The sequence below is a fragment of the Mangrovimonas sp. sgz306409 genome (assembly GCF_059735265.1).
On the sequence record NZ_JCAPEU010000002.1, the window covers coordinates 554,779 to 572,606 of the forward strand.

Below are 17,828 nucleotides of genomic sequence, written 5' to 3' on the forward strand. Positions count from 1 at the left end.
AATTGAATCATGAAAAGAATTAATAAATATATTGTTGCTCTGGGAATGCTGGCCTTGGTAGGTTGTTCCGATGACTTTCTAGACACGGCACCCATAACAGATACAACAGACGAGAGTTTTTACCAAATTCCTGAGCATGCCTATTCGGCTTTGATAGGATGTTATGATGGCTTACAGGTAGTTACTGGAGCTTCTGGAAGAACATTCTACACGGCATCAGAAGTAATGTCCGATGACTGCTTTAGTGGTCTTGGGTATTCGGATAATCCAGATTATCAAGCTATTGATGAATTCGATATGAATGTGGCCCCTGCCTATCAGGACTTGTACAACGACACTTGGATTAAGTATTACCAAGCACTATATCGTTGTAATGTGTTGTTGCAAAGAATCGATCAAATAGATTGGACTGGACAGGAAGCATTGAGAAACCGTTATGTGGGAGAAGCGCGTTTTATCAGAGCGTATTTGTATTTTGACATGGTACGCCTTTGGGGAAACATTCCTTTGTTGACAGAGCCTTCAACCGAAAACATTCCACAGGCAGATCCTGCAGATGTGTACACGGTGATTGCTGAGGATTTATTGTATGCAGCCGAAAATATTCCAAATGAAGCTTATAATGCGGTGCCTAATGGTCGTGTAACACGTTGGGCGGCTAAGGCCATGTTAGGACGTGTGTATTTATACTACACAGGATACTATGGAGCTTCAGATTTGGTTGGTTTGGTATCTCAAGCTGATGCTTTGGCACATATGGAAGATGTAATTGCTTCTAGTGGTCATGCCTTGGTGCCTAATTTTGCCAACTTATGGCCAGCGGCTAGTACTAATGAAGAGGGAACAACTTATGCCGGTGAAGCCAATGAGGAAATTGTATTTTCTGTAAAATACACTTATACTAGTGACTATAACGGCAATACAGACGGTAACCACTGGATGGTGTTGTTTGGTATGCGTGAGTTTATGAGCTTCCCTTACGGTAATGGATGGGGAATTACAGCTACTGAAAAATTATACGACTTGTATAACGATGGAGATACCAGACGTTTTGCAACGGTAATAGCAGTAGATGAAGAAGGTATTCCTTTTGATAACTTTGAAGGACAAAGAGAATATACGGGCTACTACAATAAAAAGTACACCCCTATGTCTGCCTATGATGAAGAAGGTAACCTAGTAAGTACTACTCAGATATTTGCAACTGGAGATTTCCAAATTGAGCAATACCAAGACTATTTCGCTATTAGATATTCTGATGTATTGTTAATGGCTGCCGAACTAGGAAGCGGTAGCGGACAAAGTTATTTTAATGAAGTAAGACAACGTGCCTATGGAAACAGTTTTACTCCTTTGGCTCTTAATCCGCAAAATCTTTTGAACGAAAGACATAAGGAGTTTGCTTTGGAAGGTATCAGATATTGGGATTTAATGCGCCAAGGCGTAGGTGCTGCTGCCGCAGAACTTGAGGAGAGTACCTCAGTATTAACTGGTAATATTCAGGAAACTAAAATTATTTCTGGGGCTAACTTCCAAACCACTCAGGGATTGTCGCAAATTCCTAATACACAAATTACATTATCGGGTGGTGTGTTGCAACAAAACACTGGTTGGTAATTAACTAATTAATAGAAAATTATGAAAAGTACTATTAAAATTTTTATGTTAATTGGGATCTTAATGACCTTCTTCACTTGTAGTAATGACGACAATGAGTTGGGAAGAATATTAGATCCTTCAGAACTTGACTTCACGGTAGTCCAGGACTACTCTATAGATGAAGGAGGTAATACGGTTATTTTAATAAACAATACCCCAGAAACGGTGCCTGTATGGGATTACGGTACAGGAGTTTCCAATAGAGCAATTGATACTATTCGTTATGCTTTTGCTGGTGAGTATACCATTAAGTTTTCTGCCGTAACGGATGGTGGCGTTGTGGATGCTGAGCCTATTCCTATTACAGTTACAGAAGATAACCTTAACTATGTGAACGACCCTCTATGGACATTGCTTTCAGGAGGTGTAGGAAACTCTAAAACCTGGTTGTTGGATGTAGATGCAGACGGTGTGTCAAAATATTTTGCTGGACCGATGTTCTTCTATGGAACCGATAATGGCTGGCTAGAAGGTGGTGAAGATGGTTGTTATGGAGATGACTGTTGGAACTGGTCGCCAGATTTAAACAGTATTATGGGATGGGGATTCTCTGGACCTGCAGATTTTGGTGAAATGACATTCAGTTTACAAGGAGGTCCTTACATGACTGTAAACCACCTTACATTGCCTCAGTACGGAGAACAATCGGGAACCTATTTCTTGGATAAAGATAACTACACATTAACGACTTCAAATGCTAGCATTTTGCATGATGCTATTTATGAAGATTGTGTGAGCAACTGGAACTCATTGGTAATTCTTTCCTTAACGGAAGATACCATGCAATTGGGGGTTATTAGAGATTGCGATCCTGCTATGCTTTCTTTTAACTTTATTTCTCAAGAGTATAGTGATAACTGGGTACCAGAGGAAACAGGACCAGAAGAACCAACTTTGCCAGGTGGATGGGAAGATATTATTTCTGAGATTACAACCACAGCTATTGAGTGGAAATTATCAGAAAGCAATCCATTAGATTGGGCAACTTTAGGTGGTAATATGATGAATGGATGGCAAGCTCCTGAAGATTATCCAGATTGGTTAGGCACTCCGGATCCTGCTGTTTATGGAGATTTTTCTATGACTTTAAATTCTGTAGATAATACAGTGGCATTTGTATCTCCTGATGGAACTACAACAGATGGTACCTATGCAATCAACAACTCTGGAATTTACTCATTCTCTGTTCCTGTACCTTCATTCCAATTGATAAATTGGGCCTATTTTGGTGCCGATGCCAATAATGAACTACGTATTTTACGTATAGATACAGATCCTAGTGGTAATGTATCCGATATGTGGTTAGGGGCTCTTGATGATGTGAATAACCCAACGCAATATACGGCCTTCCATTTAGTGCCAAATGTTGGTGGCTCCGGAGGTGGAGGAGATGTTGAAGGAACTGAAATTCCTGTAGACAACTCCAAAATAGTTTTTGGTGATTTAGAAACCAGCGGAAAATTCCGTATTGAAATCTATAATCAATATGGTAGTACATCTGCTGATTCGCCAATCGATCAGACTTTAATACCTGGAAACAATACCATGGAGGTTACATTTACCTTGAGTGGCATTGATGGTAATTTGGTTGAAGGCGCTTCAGGAAGCTATAACGCAGCTATCCTTTATTTTGATACTTCTTGGGCTAGTGGAAATACACCAGCTGTAGCGGTTACAGGTGATGGAACCTATACAGTTTCTATTAATTCCTTACCAGGAGGAGACTGTGGAGTGTTTACTATTGATATTCCAGGTTTAGGAGATCCTGCAAATTCCTATCAAGTAGATGATGGTGAAGGTAACATGATTACTATGTACGGTGAAGTTGTGGATGTAAGCGCCGTTTCTGCAACCGTTGAAAGTATTGTAATTTACTAATCTATCACCATCGGTTTTAGCCGATAAAAACTGAAAAATCATGACAATTGCAATTGTCATATTGAATTAAAATGATGGTAAGAAGCAGTGTGTTTTACTGCTTCTTACCTATTTATAAATAGTAACACAAACAAAATCCAATTAGAGCAATGTTCAATTTTTTTTCGCTTAAATCGATACCTGTATTTTTAACAATTTTGGTTGTCTGCGCTTCTTGTCAATCGCCAAAAGTTTCTGGTGAAACCTCCGCAAGAGAAGTGAATTTTAGCAATAATTGGCAGTTTTATTTAGCCGCTCAAGCATCCGATTCCATTTCGGAACACACCAATTGGCGTACTCTTAATGTACCTCACGATTGGAGCATTGAAGGCGAGTTCAAAAAAGACCATCCTGCCGATTTAGGTGGCGGGTATTTACCAGGAGGTTTAGGTTGGTACAAGAAAACATTTACAGTTGAAGATGCCAACAAAATGACGATTATCCATTTCGACGGTGTGTATATGGACAGCGACGTATGGATTAATGGTCATCATGTAGGAAATCGTCCCAACGGTTATATTGGGTTCGAGTACGACCTTACACCTTACTTAAAATACGATGGTCAGGAGAACGAAATTTTAGTAAAAGTTGATAATTCCAAACAACCTAATTCCCGTTGGTATTCCGGATCTGGAATTTACCGAAATGTATGGTTGAAGACCATAGACAAATTGCATGTAGATACTTGGGGAACCTTTATTACGACTCCTAACGTGTCAACAGAGCGGGCAGAAACTGTTTTGGAAATCAATCTTAAAAATGAGGATGCCGAAGCAAAAGAGGCTACTGTAATTACAAGCATTTATAAAGGCAATGTACAAGTGGGGACAGCTACTGCTTCAGCAAGTATCAATGCAAATGAAAGCAAAGTGATTACTCAAAATATCACGGTAGAACAACCGCAATTATGGTCTGTGGAACATCCCGAAATGTACACCGCCAAAACCGAAGTTCAGGTTGCAGGACAAACAGTTGATGTGTATACAACACCTTTTGGTATCCGAACTTTTGAATTCGATTTGAACAAAGGCTTTCTGTTGAATGGGGAACAAGTAAAAATTAAAGGGGTTTGTAACCACCATGATTTAGGGCCTTTGGGTTCAGCTGTAAACACACGCGCTTTAGAGCGACAATTGCAGATCATGAAGGAGATGGGAGTGAACGGCATTAGAACTGCCCATAACCCACCAACACCTGAACTATTGGAATTGTGTGATACCATGGGCTTCATTGTGATGGATGAAATGTTCGACATGTGGAATAACACCAAATCGCCTCATGATTATGCCAATTACTGGAAAGAATGGCATCAAAAGGATTTGGAAGACTTCATTATTCGTGACCGTAACCACCCGAGTATTTTTATGTGGAGTGTAGGTAACGAAATTCAGGAGCAGTGGAATGAACAGGGAGTTACAACGGCTAAGGAATTAAAGGCGATTGTTCGAAAGTTAGATACTACTAGACCAATTACAGTGGCCATGAACCCACCGGTAAACATGCCAAATGCCGATGTAACGACACAATTCGATGTAGAAAAGGCGAGTTTAAATCCAGTAGCTGCCTCAGGTGTATTGGACTTGATAGGTTACAACTACGCACATAATACCTTTCCTTTTCACCAACAGAATTTCCCAGAGACACCGTTTATTGCAACGGAGACAACTTCGGGATTACAGACCAGAGGGTATTACGATAAAAAGTCAGATACTTTAAAGCGTTGGCCAGTGCGTTGGGATATTCCTTTCGATGGCGGAAATCCTGGAAACACCGTGTCGGCTTATGACCAGGTGAGCACCCCTTGGGGCTCCACCCATGAGGAAACTTGGAAGATCATTAAAAAATACGATTTCCTTTCTGGAATGTACATTTGGACAGGTTTCGACTATATAGGTGAGCCTACGCCGTATGTATGGCCATCTAGAAGTTCTTACTTCGGAATTGTGGATTTGGCAGGCTTTCCAAAAGATGTCTATTACATGTACCAAAGTGAATGGACCGATAAGGATGTACTTCACATTTTTCCTCATTGGAATTGGACAGAAGGGGAAGCCGTAGATGTTTGGGCTTATTACAACAATGCCGATGAAGTGGAATTATTCGTCAACGGAACATCACAGGGCATTAAGAAAAAGGAGGGAGACGATTTGCACGTGATGTGGCGAATTCCTTTTGAAGCAGGAACAGTGAAAGCTGTTTCCAGAAAAGATGGTCAGGTAGTTTTGGAAAAAGAACTAAAAACAGCAGGGGAAGCAGCAACGGTTAAATTGACTGCCGATAGACAAACCATTACGGCAGATGGCAAAGACCTGTCATTTATTACTGTAGATGTGGTGGATGCCGATGGAAATTTTGTGGCAACAGCGCAAAATCAATTGAATTTTTCAATAGAAGGAAACGGGGAAATCTTTGCTGTAGGCAATGGTGATCCAACCAATCATGAATCGTTCAAAGGGAAGACTCACAAAGCTCTAAACGGAAAATGTTTGGTAGTAGTGAAATCTACAGATAAGGCCGGAATTGCCACTCTGAAAGTGACTTCGGAAGGCTTGCAAGAAGCGACAATTACGGTGACAACTAAGTAGAATTTAAATGTATTTCAAATCATAAATTAAAGGAAGAAAACACAATCACAATGAAAAGAAACAAAATATACCTGGGTTTATTAACGGGTTTGCTTTTTGCCTCTTGTGCTAAGGAGGAACAACTGTATCAGAAAACGACTGATGGTATTGTTGTTAATGTGAAGCAGGCCAACAACACCGATGTACATAAACTGCGACTGCAAGTTTTAGGGGATGAATTGATTCATGTGTCGGCAACTCCCGATCAGGAATTTCCAAAAGATTCTAGTTTAATTATTCTTCCAAATATTAAGACGGTTCCGTTTGACGTTGCGCAAACCGGCGATTCCATTACGCTTTCAACAAAGGCTCTAAATGTGTTGGTGTCTAGCATTGATGGAGGAATTACATTTAAGGATAAAAACGGAAAGGTAGTTCTGTCAGAACAAGCTGGAGGCGGAAAAACCTTTGAGCCTATAGAAGTTGAAGGAACAAAAGGTTACAGCGTTCGTCAAATCTTCGATTCGCCAGAAGATGAAGCCTTCTATGGTTTAGGACAGCACCAATCCGATGAATACAATTACAAAGATAAAAGCGAAGAGTTATTTCAATATAACACTAAGGTTTCCGTGCCATTTATTGTGTCTAACAAAAACTACGGATTGCTTTGGGACAGTTATGCTTTGAGTCGTTTTGGTGACAGTCGTCCCTACCTGCAATTGAATGAAGTGTTTAAACTTTATAATAAAGAAGGCAAGGAAAATGCGTTAACGGGAACTTACAAAACTGCTGATAATGGCGGGCAAACGATTGTAAGGGATGAGCCGTCTATTTTCTTTGAAGATGTTAAGAGCATTAAAAATTTACCGGCCAACTTCCCGTTAAAAAATGCTGAAGTATTATATGAAGGGGACATTGAAGCTGCTGAAAGTGGTGAGTTCAACTTTATCTTGTACTACGCAGGATACATTAAAGTATACTTAAATGATGAGCTTTTGGTACCTGAGCGTTGGAGAACGGCTTGGAATCCTAACAGCTATAAGTTTACCTTCAACATGGAAGCTGGTAGGCGTGTGCCATTGCGTATAGAATGGCAACCAAACGGAGGAAGTTCTTACTGTGGTTTACGTGTGAGAACGCCACAACCTGAAGTTGAAAAAGGAAACCAAGTTTGGTGGAGTGAAATGAACAAAAAAATGGATTATTACTTTGTTCACGGAAACTCTATGGACGAGATTATTAAAGGTTACCGTACCCTTACAGGAAAATCCCAAGTGATGCCAAAATGGGCTATGGGATATTGGCAAAGCCGTGAGCGCTACAAAACCCAGGATGAGATTTTGAGTACTTTGAGAGAGTTTAGAGCACGTCAAATTCCTATCGACAATATTGTATTGGACTGGAACCACTGGGAAGAAGACCAATGGGGAAGTCATGAGTTTGATAAAGCTCGTTTTCCAGATCCAAAGGGAATGTTGGATTCTATCCATGCCATGAACGGGAAAATGATGATTTCTGTATGGCCTAAGTTCTACCAAAATACAGAACACTTTAAGGAATTCGATCAAAAAGGATGGATGTACAGACAGGCTATCAAGGATAGCATTCGCGATTGGGTAGGTCCTGGATATATTGGATCCTTCTACGATGCCTATTCTGCAGATGCCAGAAAATTGTTCTGGAACCAAATTTATGAGCATTACTATCCATTGAACATCGACGCCTGGTGGATGGATGCCAGTGAGCCAAACGTTTTGGATTGCACCGATATGGAATACCGTAAGGCATTGCAAGGGCCAACAGCTTTAGGACCTTCAACAGAATACTTCAATACATATGCCTTGATGAATGCCGAGGCTATTTACAACGGACAACGAGATGTTGAACCGAATAAGCGTGTGTTCTTGTTGACAAGATCTGGTTTTGCGGGCCTACAACGTTATTCCACTGCTACTTGGAGTGGGGATATCGCAACCCGTTGGGAAGATATGAAAGCACAGATTTCTGCCGGACTTAACTTCGCGGTAAGCGGAATTCCTTACTGGACCATGGATATTGGTGGGTTCTGTGTGGAAGATCGTTATGTAGCGGCTCAATTGGATTATAACAAATCTGGACAAGAGACTGAAGATTATAAAGAATGGAGAGAGTTGAATGCGCGTTGGTATCAATTTGGTGCTTTTGCACCATTGTACAGAGCACATGGTCAGTATCCATTCCGTGAAGCTTGGCACATTGCTCCGGAAGGGCATCCTGCTTACGAGTCAATTTTGTATTACACAAATTTACGTTACCGCTTAATGCCATACATCTATACCTTGGCAGGGAAAACCTATTTCGATGATTATACCATCATGCGTCCATTGGTAATGGATTTTGCTTTGGATAAGAAAGTTGAAAACATCAGTGATCAGTTCATGTTTGGACCATCCTTAATGGTGAATCCAGTTTACGAATATGGCGCACGCAGTCGTGAGGTGTATTTCCCAAGCACTTCCGGTTGGTATGATTTCTACACAGGAGCATTCATCAACGGAGGACAGTCGAAAACAGTAGACGCACCTTATGGTCGTATTCCATTGTTCATTCCTGAAGGTTCTATTATTCCTGTAGGTCCAGAGATTCAGTATACAGATCAAAAACCAGCCGAAACTATCGTATTGTATGTATACCAAGGAAAAGACGGAAGCTTCAATTTATATGAAGACGAAGGTGTAAACTACAACTACGAAAAAGGTAAGTATGCTCACATTCCATTCCAATATAACGAGGCCGAAGGGACTTTAACCATTGGTGAACGTCAAGGAGCGTTTGAAGGCATGCTTGAAAACAGAACATTCGTGATTGTACCTGTTAACAAAGACAATCCAAAGGCATTTACTTATGATGCCGAAGGACAAACTGTAGAGTACAACGGGCAAGCACAGACCATCAACTTAAAATAAGTTGTAGACAATTTAGAGACATCGTCAGTTCAAATAGAATAATAGATATTATACATGAAACACAAATTAATATATACCTCTGTTGTTGCAGCGTCTTTGTTGGCAACTTCATGTAAGGAAGAAAAGACATCCGAGCCAGTAGTGGCCGAGAGTGCCAAAGTGGAGACCACCTATAAAGGGAAACCGGTAACCCACGAATTCGATGCTAAAATCGATTCGTTGATGGCACAAATGACTTTGGAAGAAAAAGTAGGCATGTTGCACGGAAGCACCATGTTTGCCACGGCTGCCGTGGAGCGTTTGGGAGTGCCAGAATTGACCATGGCCGATGGGCCGTTGGGAGTTCGAGAAGAAATCTCAAAAGACAACTGGTCAGCTGCTGGTTGGGACAATGACTTCGCGACGTACTACCCAGCGGGTGGTGGGGTAGCGGCAACTTGGAATCCTGAGTTGAGTTATGTATTTGGAAACAGCGTAGGGGAAGAGGCCATTGCAAGAGATAAGGATGTGTTATTGTCGCCAGCCATTAACATTATTCGTACACCGCTTGGAGGAAGAACCTACGAATATTTCACCGAGGATCCGTTTTTGAACAAAAAAATGACGGTACCTTTTATCGTTGGGCTTCAGGAAAATGATGTAGCAGCATGTGTTAAACACTATGCGGCCAATAACCAAGAAACCAATCGTGATTTTGTAGACGTTCAAATTGACGAGCGTACGCTTCGTGAAATTTACTTGCCGGCTTTTAAAGCGGCTGTGGAAGAAGCCCATGCTTATAGTTTTATGGGAGCCTACAATAAATTTAGAGGCGATTATTTATGTGAAAATGACTATATGCTGAACAAAGTCCTGCGTGACGAATGGGGTTTTGAAGGAATCGTTATTTCCGATTGGGCTGCGGTTCATGATACCAAAAAGGCTTTGGAGAATGGAACTGATATTGAAATGGGAACACCAAAACCATTCAATGAGTTTTACTTTGCAGATGCCTTGATTGAAGCAGTAAAATCGGGAAAAGTTGCCGAAGCTCAGGTAGACAAATCCGTACGTAGAATTATGCAGGTAATGTACACGCTTAAGAGCATTGACGATAAGGGACGTGCTACTGGAAGCATTAATACCGAAGCACATTTTCAAGATGCTTATAAAATTGCATCGGAGTCTGTGGTACTTCTTAAAAATGACGCCAATATGTTGCCAATTAAAACCGAAGGTTTGAAAAGCATTGCGGTTATTGGAAATAATGCAACCAAGAAAAATGCTTTGGGTGGATTTGGAGCTGGTGTAAAAACTAAGCGTGAGGTAACACCTTTGGAAGGATTGAAAAACAGATTGCCAGAAGGTATTGAAATCAACTACGCCGAAGGGTATTTGGAGCGTTACTCAAAAAATGAGAATGACCAAAAACAGGAAGTAACCTTAAAGGGCCCAATCACGGTGGATGAATTGGATCCAGCGAAGTTGGAAGAAGCCTTAACAGCTGCTAAAAACTCTGATATGGCTATCATTTTTGCAGGGTCTAACAGAGATTACGAAACCGAAGCTTCAGATCGAAGAAACTTGAACTTGCCATTTGGTCAAGAAGAGTTGATCAAAAAAGTAATGGAGGTAAATCCTAATACTATTGTGGTGATGATTGCTGGAGCGCCTTTCGACATTAAAAATGTGAGTGAAAACACCAAAGCCTTGGTGTGGAGTTGGTTCAACGGTTCCGAAGGTGGAAATGCACTTGCAGATGTGTTATTGGGCAACATCAACCCTTCGGGTAAATTGCCTTGGACGATGCCAGTGGCTTTAAAAGATTCTCCTGCACATGCCACTAACAGCTTCCCAGGGGACGATGTGGTAAAATATGAGGAAGGTATTTTGGTAGGCTACCGTTGGTTCGATACCAAAAATGTAGCGCCTCTATATCCGTTTGGATATGGATTGTCGTACACAGATTTTTCCATTTCTGGTGTAAAAACAAATGCAGAGGCTTATACAGAAAATGAAACCATTTCAGTAGAAGCAGTTGTAAATAATACCGGTGTAGTTGATGGTAAGGAAGTAGTTCAAGTGTATGTTTCTAAACTGGAATCTAAAGTTGAGCGTGCAGCCCAAGAGTTGAAAGGTTTTGCCAAAGTAGATGTTAAGGCAGGGACTTCTCAAACGGTAACTGTTCAAATTCCTGTAAAAGAGTTGGCATTCTATAATGTAGCTACCAAGTCATGGGAAGTTGAAAAAGGTACTTACCAAATTCGAGTGGGGAACTCCTCAAGAAATATAGTTGCAGAACAAACAATAACAGTTAACTAATATTCAAGATTTTAACTATGAAAACAATTAATAGCATTTTTAAGGCTATGGCATTAATTATAATGCTGGTAGGCTTTACTTCCTGCAATAGTGATAGCGATGAAGATAGTGGAGGAAGTGTTAATTTTACTTTGAGCACTGATGAGCTGAGTTTTCCTTCAAGCGGAGGAGAAGCAACTTTTAATGTGTCAACTTCTCCAAATATTACTTGGGGAGTAAATACTGAGGCTGATTGGTTGACTCTTTCCAATTCTTCTAGTTTGGGTAATGGAAGTGTTACAGTTCAAGCTGCAGTAAGCGATGTGGAAACAGATCGTACAGCTGTTATCAAGGTGTATACTTCGGAGTCTAGTCAAGAAATTCAAGTGACTCAGGCAGGTTCAATTTTATCAATTGCTCCAGATTCAAGTCAGATGAGTGAGTATACTTCTGTTCAGTTAACTGATGTTATGGGCTTGGGATGGAATGTTGGTAATTCTTTGGAAGCAGTAGGCGGTGAAACCGCTTGGGGAAATCCATTGATCAATCAAGATTTAATAAATGGAGTTAAGGCTGCAGGATTCAATACTATTAGAATTCCGGTGGCTTGGAGTAATTATATCCAAGAGGGAGATGATAATTATACCATTAGCAATGAAGGCTTGACCCGTGTAGAGGAAGTGATTAACTATGTGTTGGATAATGATATGTTTGCCATCGTGAATCTTCACTGGGATGGTGGTTGGATGCAACCTACTTATGAGGATCAAGATTATGTAAATGACAGATTGGCTAAAATGTGGCAGCAAATTGCCATTTATTTTAGAGATTACGATTACCACTTGGTATTTGCTGGATCTAATGAAGTAATGGTAGATGGCGACTATGGAACGCCAACGGAAGAATATTATACCGTTCAAAACAGTTTCAATCAAACTTTCATTTCTACAGTTCGTGCCACAGGAGGAAGAAATGCTTACCGTTATTTAACGGTTCAAGGCTTCAATACTAACATTGATCACACCGTTAATTTTGCGGTACTTCCAGAAGATACAGTTGCAAATAGAATGTTGATGGAAGTACACTATTACGACCCTTATCAATTTACTTTGGATGTCAGCACAGACGAAGTTTGTCAATGGGGAGCAATTGCTACAGATCCTTCTGCAACTTCTGGATGGGGTGATGAAGATTGGTTGGAAACCCAATTCACTAAAATGCAGACGAATTTTGTGGACCAAGGTATAGGTGTCATTTTAGGTGAATATGGTGCTAGTTATAGAGGTGAAGTGGAAGGTGCAGAAGTTTACAGAGCCTACTATTACAAGAAAACAACAGAAGCTGCTTTAAATCATGGTTTAGTACCAGTGGTTTGGGATAATGGATATCCTGATAATCACCAAATGGGATTGTTCAACAGAACTACGGGAGAAGAGTACTTTCCAGATATCATTGATGCCGTTACGAATAATTAAAAGATAACAATGAATAGGATTAGATTAACAAAGATAAGCATCAGCCTTTTGGTGCTTATCTTTGTGTTTACAGCATGTAACAACAGTAAAAAGGGACCTCAAAAAGAGGAAGTTTCGACACCTCATTATGCTGCCAATTGGGATTCCTTATCAGCTTACCAAGAAGCTCCGGAATGGTTCCGTGAGGCCAAGTTTGGAATCTATGCCCATTGGGGGGTATTGTCGGTACCCGCATTTGCCAACGATTGGTATCCTAGATTGATGCACGTTGAAGGTAGTATGGAAAACAAACATCATGTGGAAACTTACGGGGAACCATCAGAATTTGGTTATCATGATTTCGTACCCATGTTCAAGGCGGAACAGTTTGATGCTGAAGCTTGGGCAGACTTGTTCCAAAAATCTGGGGCAAAATTCGCAGGAATCGTAGCTGAGCACCATGATGGGTGGTCCAATTGGGATAGTGATACCAATCCGTGGAATTCTATGGATAAAGGGCCACATCGCGATATTGTTGGAGAATTAGGTGAAGCTATCCACGGAAAGGGAATGAAGTTTGTTACCTCATTCCACAAGGCCAGAAACCTTCAGATTTTTCAGCAGGATTCTACAAAATGGTTGGATGATACCTCTTACTTTCCATACAATCCAAACATGCCAACATCCTCTAATGACCCTGAGTTGAGCATTCTATATGGAAACATTGAAAAAGAGGTGTTTTACAGCAATTGGTTGGCAGAATTAAAAGAAGTAATTGACAACTACCATCCAGATTTAATTTATTTTGACGGTAAGCTTGATAAAATCCCTGATACCTACAAAGAAGAATTTGCCGCCTATTATATCAATCAATCGTTAGCTCGTAACCAAGAAGTGGTCATTACCCATAAGGAAGGCGAGTTACCAAAATCGGTGAGTGTAGAAGACTTTGAAAAAGGGCGTATGAACAAGATTACCGAAGATTATTGGTTAACCGATGAAACGGTGTCTGTAGGAAGTTGGAGTTATACCCATGATTTGGGATTGAAAACTGCCGATGAAATCATTGATCTGTTAGCCGATATTGTGAGTAAAAATGGTGCGATGATGTTGAATATTTCTCCTATGGAAAACGGCATCATTCCAGAAAACCAACAAGAAATTTTATTGACTATTGGGGATTGGCTGAACACCAACGGAGAGGCTATTTACGGGTCTTCAACGTGGAAAGTGTTTGGGGAAGGGCCAACCAAGCAGGAGAAATCAGGGATGTTTTTGGATAAATTAACCTATACAGCTCAGGATGTGAGGTACACCAAAAAAGGAAATACTATTTATGCCATTGTACTGGGCTGGCCCGGTAATGATACGCCAATTACCTTATCGTCTGTAACGTCAAACGTGTTAGGTGAAGATGGACTTTCCATTGAAAAAGTGAGCATTTTAGGATTGGACCAAGATATTCCTTTTTCACTTGAAGAAGAAGGCCTGAAGTTGACTACACCAAGTGAAACGATCGATGACAAAGCATTTGTAATTAAAATTGAAACTAAAAAATAACGAAGGAACATGAAAAAGTTTGTATTGCCTTTTATTTTGTTGTTGAGCATTTTTGGCTATGCCAAGGTTGAAATGCCTTTATTGTTTGCAGATGACATGGTCTTGCAACGCAACAAACCTATTCCTGTTTGGGGATGGGCTGATGCCAATGAAAAAATAGAAGTATCCTTTAACGGACAAAAAGTTAAAACCAAAGCGGACAAGGATGGAAAATGGTCTTTGGAATTGAAAGCGGAAAAAGCTGGAGGGCCATTCACCATGATAATTAAGGGGAAGAATACCATTCAAATCAAAAATATTTTGGTTGGAGAAGTATGGATTTGCAGCGGGCAGTCCAATATGGAGTTTGCTGTGAGTGGTGTTACCAATGCCGAACAGGAAATGAATGACGCCGACTATCCTCAAATCAGACAGTTTTTGGTGGCACAGGATATGAGTGCCCAGCCAAAGTCGCATTTAAAACAAGGAAATTGGACTGTTTCCAATCGTGATAATGTTGGGGATTTTACGGCCGTGGGCTTCTTCTTTGCTAAAAAGCTGTATAAAGAATTGAATGTTCCAATTGGATTGATCAATACCACTTGGGGAGGAACCTGTGTGGAGACATGGACGAGCAAGGAAGGTTTGTCAAAGAGTGATGAATTTGGTAAATATATTTCCAATCTTCCAGACCTTGATTTGGAAGGTGTTATTAAAGAGCAAAAGGCAGTTATAGCCAAGAAAATTGGAAGCATCCAAGGCAAAATATTAAATGAAGAAGAGTTGGGCAAAGTGACTACTCTAGAGTTTAACGACAGTAATTGGCCAACAATGATTCTTCCAGATGCATGGGAAAACCAACAATTGCCTAATATGGATGGGATTGTTTGGTTTAGAAAAATCTTTGAAGTACCAGCTCATTTGGCTGGAAAACCTTTTATTTTGAATTTGGCAAAAGTTGATGATGTTGATGTTACCTATGTAAATGGCGTAGAAGTGGGGAGCAACAGTCAATATGACGTAAGCAGAAAGTACAGCGTTGATAAAGGCGTGCTAAAGAAAGGAACCAATGTAGTGGCTGTAAAAGTTACCGATTATGTTGGTGGTGGTGGAATTTATGGAGACCCTGCAAATTTGAAAGTTACGGTTGGTGATATCGATATTTCTTTGGCAGGGGCATGGAAGTTCAATGTAATTGATGTGCGTTATGAATTTTCACCTAATAATTATCCTTCATTATTGTATAACGCGATGCTGAATCCGTTGATGCCTTATAGTTTCCAAGGTGTTATTTGGTATCAAGGGGAGGCAAATGTTCATAGAGCTGAACAGTACAAAAAGAGTTTTCCTTTAATGATCAACGATTGGAGACAGCATTGGGGGCAAGGTGAGTTTCCTTTTTATTTTGTGCAATTATCGAGCTTTAACGAGTTTAATGGAAACAGCAATAGCGGAAGTCGTTGGGCCGAGTTAAGGGAAGCTCAGTCTTACACGGCTCAAACTGTTTCAAATACAGCGATGTGTGTGACAACAGATATTGGTAACGCCAAGGATATTCACCCAACAAATAAACAGGATGTGGGCAAGCGATTGGCGGCAATTGCTCTTCACAATGTATACGGTGAAAATATAGTGTGTGAAAGTCCTATTTATAAATCAATGCAAGTGGAGGGTAATCAGGTTACCGTAACTTTTGAGCATATAGGTAGTGGTTTGATGACTCCAGACCGATATGGCTATGTAAAAGGATTTGAGGTTGCAGGACAAGATCAAAAGTTTTATTATGCCAAAGCTTATATCAAGGATGATAAGGTGGTTGTTTACTGTAATAATGTAATAAATCCTGTTGCCATTAGGTATGGATGGGCAGATGATGCCGGCGATTGCAATTTGTATAATGAAGAAGGATTTCCAGCATCCCCTTTTAGGTCCGATACTTGGAAAACCATTACTGCAGATGGCACATATGAAGTGATGAACTAAGGTTCATCAGTTGACCATAATGAATACATTTAAAACCCGCTTCAATATAGGTTGAAGCGGGTTTTTTGTTTGCTAAAAGTAGCACCAACTAAAAAGAATGGGTGTTTAGAGTATTTTTATACCTTTTCTGATGCATTTTTTGAAAGGTATTTACATTTAAATTAAGGGGTTTCTTAATTAATTTTTAAACCGTAAAATGCTTTAAGTCAATTAGTTGTAATATTAGTAGTGTTAAATTGTATTTTGTCGTTTTTTTATGAAATAGAAAGTAATATTTTTTATTAAACCTCATATATGAGTATCTTAGGGGGTATCTCCTTTAGATATAATGCAGACTTCTTAAGCACAGATTAATAGCACCGAAGAGTAGAAGATTAATAGCATATTTTTCTTCATCGGGGCGTATTATCTTTTTTAATTAATCTAGGCTATGAAAAATTTTTGTGTTTTTTTGTTGTACTTGTCTGTATGGTCTGCTTTTAGTCAAAACCTACATGATGATGCAAATGCCGCTTCTATTTCAAATGAGGCAAATGCTACCACAGGATGGAACGGCAATGCAAATATTACTTCTATTACAGATGATCCCTTTTCTGGAAATTTTGCGATAAGTATTGCTGCTACAACTGCAAATGGTTCTGGAAAGGAAGGGAACTATACTTTTAATGCTATTGTTGGTGAAACCTATCAAATTAGTATTTGGGCGCGTTTAGGACCAACTAATTTTCAACCAGCTTTTGCAAATTGGTTTGGTTTCAATGGCTTCACAACTACTTTAATTACTACTCCTGGATGGACTGAATATACATGGACTCTTGTTGCCAATAATGCAAATCCTATTATAAGACTGTACGCTGCTCCCTGGTCTGGTGCTCAAATTGGAAATTCGGTGGTGATTGATAATGTCAGTATTTTATTGGTGGATAATGAGGTCCCTACGGCTCCTACTAATCTTAATGCTACGAATGTTACGGAAACTGGGGCGACCATTAATTGGACAGCCGCAACAGATAACATTGGCGTTGTGGATTATGAAGTATTTCAAGATGGTGAGAGCGTTGGATTAAGTGGAGGTGGACTTACTTTTAATGTTACAGGTTTAATAGAAAATACCTCCTATGATTTTACGGTTGTAGCTATTGATGGTTTTGGGAATTCTTCAATAGAAAGTGCGGCACTAGAGGTAACAACTTTGACGTCTGCAGATAACGAAGCGCCGACCTCTCCCACAGGCCTCAATGCGACCAATGTTACAGAAACAGGGGCGACTATCAATTGGGGGGCTTCTACGGACAATGTTGGTGTGGTGGATTATGAGGTATTCCAAGATGATGTCAGCATCGGTTTCAGTGGAGGAGCGCTGACTTTTGATGTTACAGGATTGGCGGCCTCTACTAGTTATGATTTTACGGTGACCGCGATAGATGCGGCCACCAATGCCTCTGTACCCAGTACGGTACTGGAGGTAATAACTTTGACGCCTGTGG

9 protein-coding genes are annotated in these 17,828 nt (G+C 40.2%); all 9 read left to right on the forward strand.

Annotated features, from left to right (window positions below):
• Nucleotides 1-9: 9 nt before the first annotated feature.
• Nucleotides 10-1,617, forward strand: coding sequence for a RagB/SusD family nutrient uptake outer membrane protein (locus AC6I5C_RS05835; protein ID WP_497904342.1), 1,608 nt, complete (start codon nucleotides 10-12; stop codon nucleotides 1,615-1,617).
• A 21-nt stretch (nucleotides 1,618-1,638) separates the two neighbouring features.
• The gene (locus AC6I5C_RS05840; protein ID WP_497904343.1) at nucleotides 1,639-3,537 is read left to right on the forward strand and encodes a hypothetical protein; all 1,899 of its coding nucleotides are present in this window, start codon (nucleotides 1,639-1,641) and stop codon (nucleotides 3,535-3,537) included.
• 149 nt (nucleotides 3,538-3,686) lie between these two features.
• Complete coding sequence (gene galB / locus AC6I5C_RS05845) at nucleotides 3,687-6,161, forward strand: beta-galactosidase GalB (RefSeq protein ID WP_497904344.1); 2,475 nt, start codon at nucleotides 3,687-3,689, stop codon at nucleotides 6,159-6,161.
• Nucleotides 6,162-6,211: 50 nt separating this feature from the next.
• Nucleotides 6,212-9,085 carry a TIM-barrel domain-containing protein gene (locus AC6I5C_RS05850; RefSeq protein ID WP_497904345.1) on the forward strand — a complete coding sequence of 958 codons (2,874 nt, stop codon included), beginning with the start codon at nucleotides 6,212-6,214 and terminating at the stop codon, nucleotides 9,083-9,085.
• A gap of 54 nt (nucleotides 9,086-9,139) precedes the next feature.
• Complete coding sequence (locus AC6I5C_RS05855) at nucleotides 9,140-11,386, forward strand: glycoside hydrolase family 3 C-terminal domain-containing protein (protein ID WP_497904346.1); 2,247 nt, start codon at nucleotides 9,140-9,142, stop codon at nucleotides 11,384-11,386.
• 17 nt (nucleotides 11,387-11,403) lie between these two features.
• The gene (locus AC6I5C_RS05860) at nucleotides 11,404-12,840 is read left to right on the forward strand and encodes a cellulase family glycosylhydrolase (protein WP_497904347.1); all 1,437 of its coding nucleotides are present in this window, start codon (nucleotides 11,404-11,406) and stop codon (nucleotides 12,838-12,840) included.
• Nucleotides 12,841-12,849: 9 nt separating this feature from the next.
• Nucleotides 12,850-14,379, forward strand: coding sequence for an alpha-L-fucosidase (locus AC6I5C_RS05865; protein ID WP_497904348.1), 1,530 nt, complete (start codon nucleotides 12,850-12,852; stop codon nucleotides 14,377-14,379).
• A 9-nt stretch (nucleotides 14,380-14,388) separates the two neighbouring features.
• Nucleotides 14,389-16,341 carry a sialate O-acetylesterase gene (locus tag AC6I5C_RS05870; RefSeq protein ID WP_497904349.1) on the forward strand — a complete coding sequence of 651 codons (1,953 nt, stop codon included), beginning with the start codon at nucleotides 14,389-14,391 and terminating at the stop codon, nucleotides 16,339-16,341.
• A 430-nt stretch (nucleotides 16,342-16,771) separates the two neighbouring features.
• A partial coding sequence (locus AC6I5C_RS05875; protein WP_497904350.1) for a fibronectin type III domain-containing protein occupies nucleotides 16,772-17,828 on the forward strand: 1,057 nt, incomplete at its 3' end.

Excerpts from the sequence above, each read along its gene's own strand:
- AC6I5C_RS05835 (WP_497904342.1), top strand. The coding sequence starts at position 10 with ATGAAAAGAATTAATAAATATATTGTTGCTCTGGGAATGCTGGCCTTG.
- AC6I5C_RS05840 (WP_497904343.1), top strand. The coding sequence starts at position 1,639 with ATGAAAAGTACTATTAAAATTTTTATGTTAATTGGGATCTTAATGACC.
- galB (WP_497904344.1), top strand. The coding sequence starts at position 3,687 with ATGTTCAATTTTTTTTCGCTTAAATCGATACCTGTATTTTTAACAATT.
- AC6I5C_RS05850 (WP_497904345.1), top strand. The coding sequence starts at position 6,212 with ATGAAAAGAAACAAAATATACCTGGGTTTATTAACGGGTTTGCTTTTT.
- AC6I5C_RS05855 (WP_497904346.1), top strand. The coding sequence starts at position 9,140 with ATGAAACACAAATTAATATATACCTCTGTTGTTGCAGCGTCTTTGTTG.
- AC6I5C_RS05860 (WP_497904347.1), top strand. The coding sequence starts at position 11,404 with ATGAAAACAATTAATAGCATTTTTAAGGCTATGGCATTAATTATAATG.
- AC6I5C_RS05865 (WP_497904348.1), top strand. The coding sequence starts at position 12,850 with ATGAATAGGATTAGATTAACAAAGATAAGCATCAGCCTTTTGGTGCTT.
- AC6I5C_RS05870 (WP_497904349.1), top strand. The coding sequence starts at position 14,389 with ATGAAAAAGTTTGTATTGCCTTTTATTTTGTTGTTGAGCATTTTTGGC.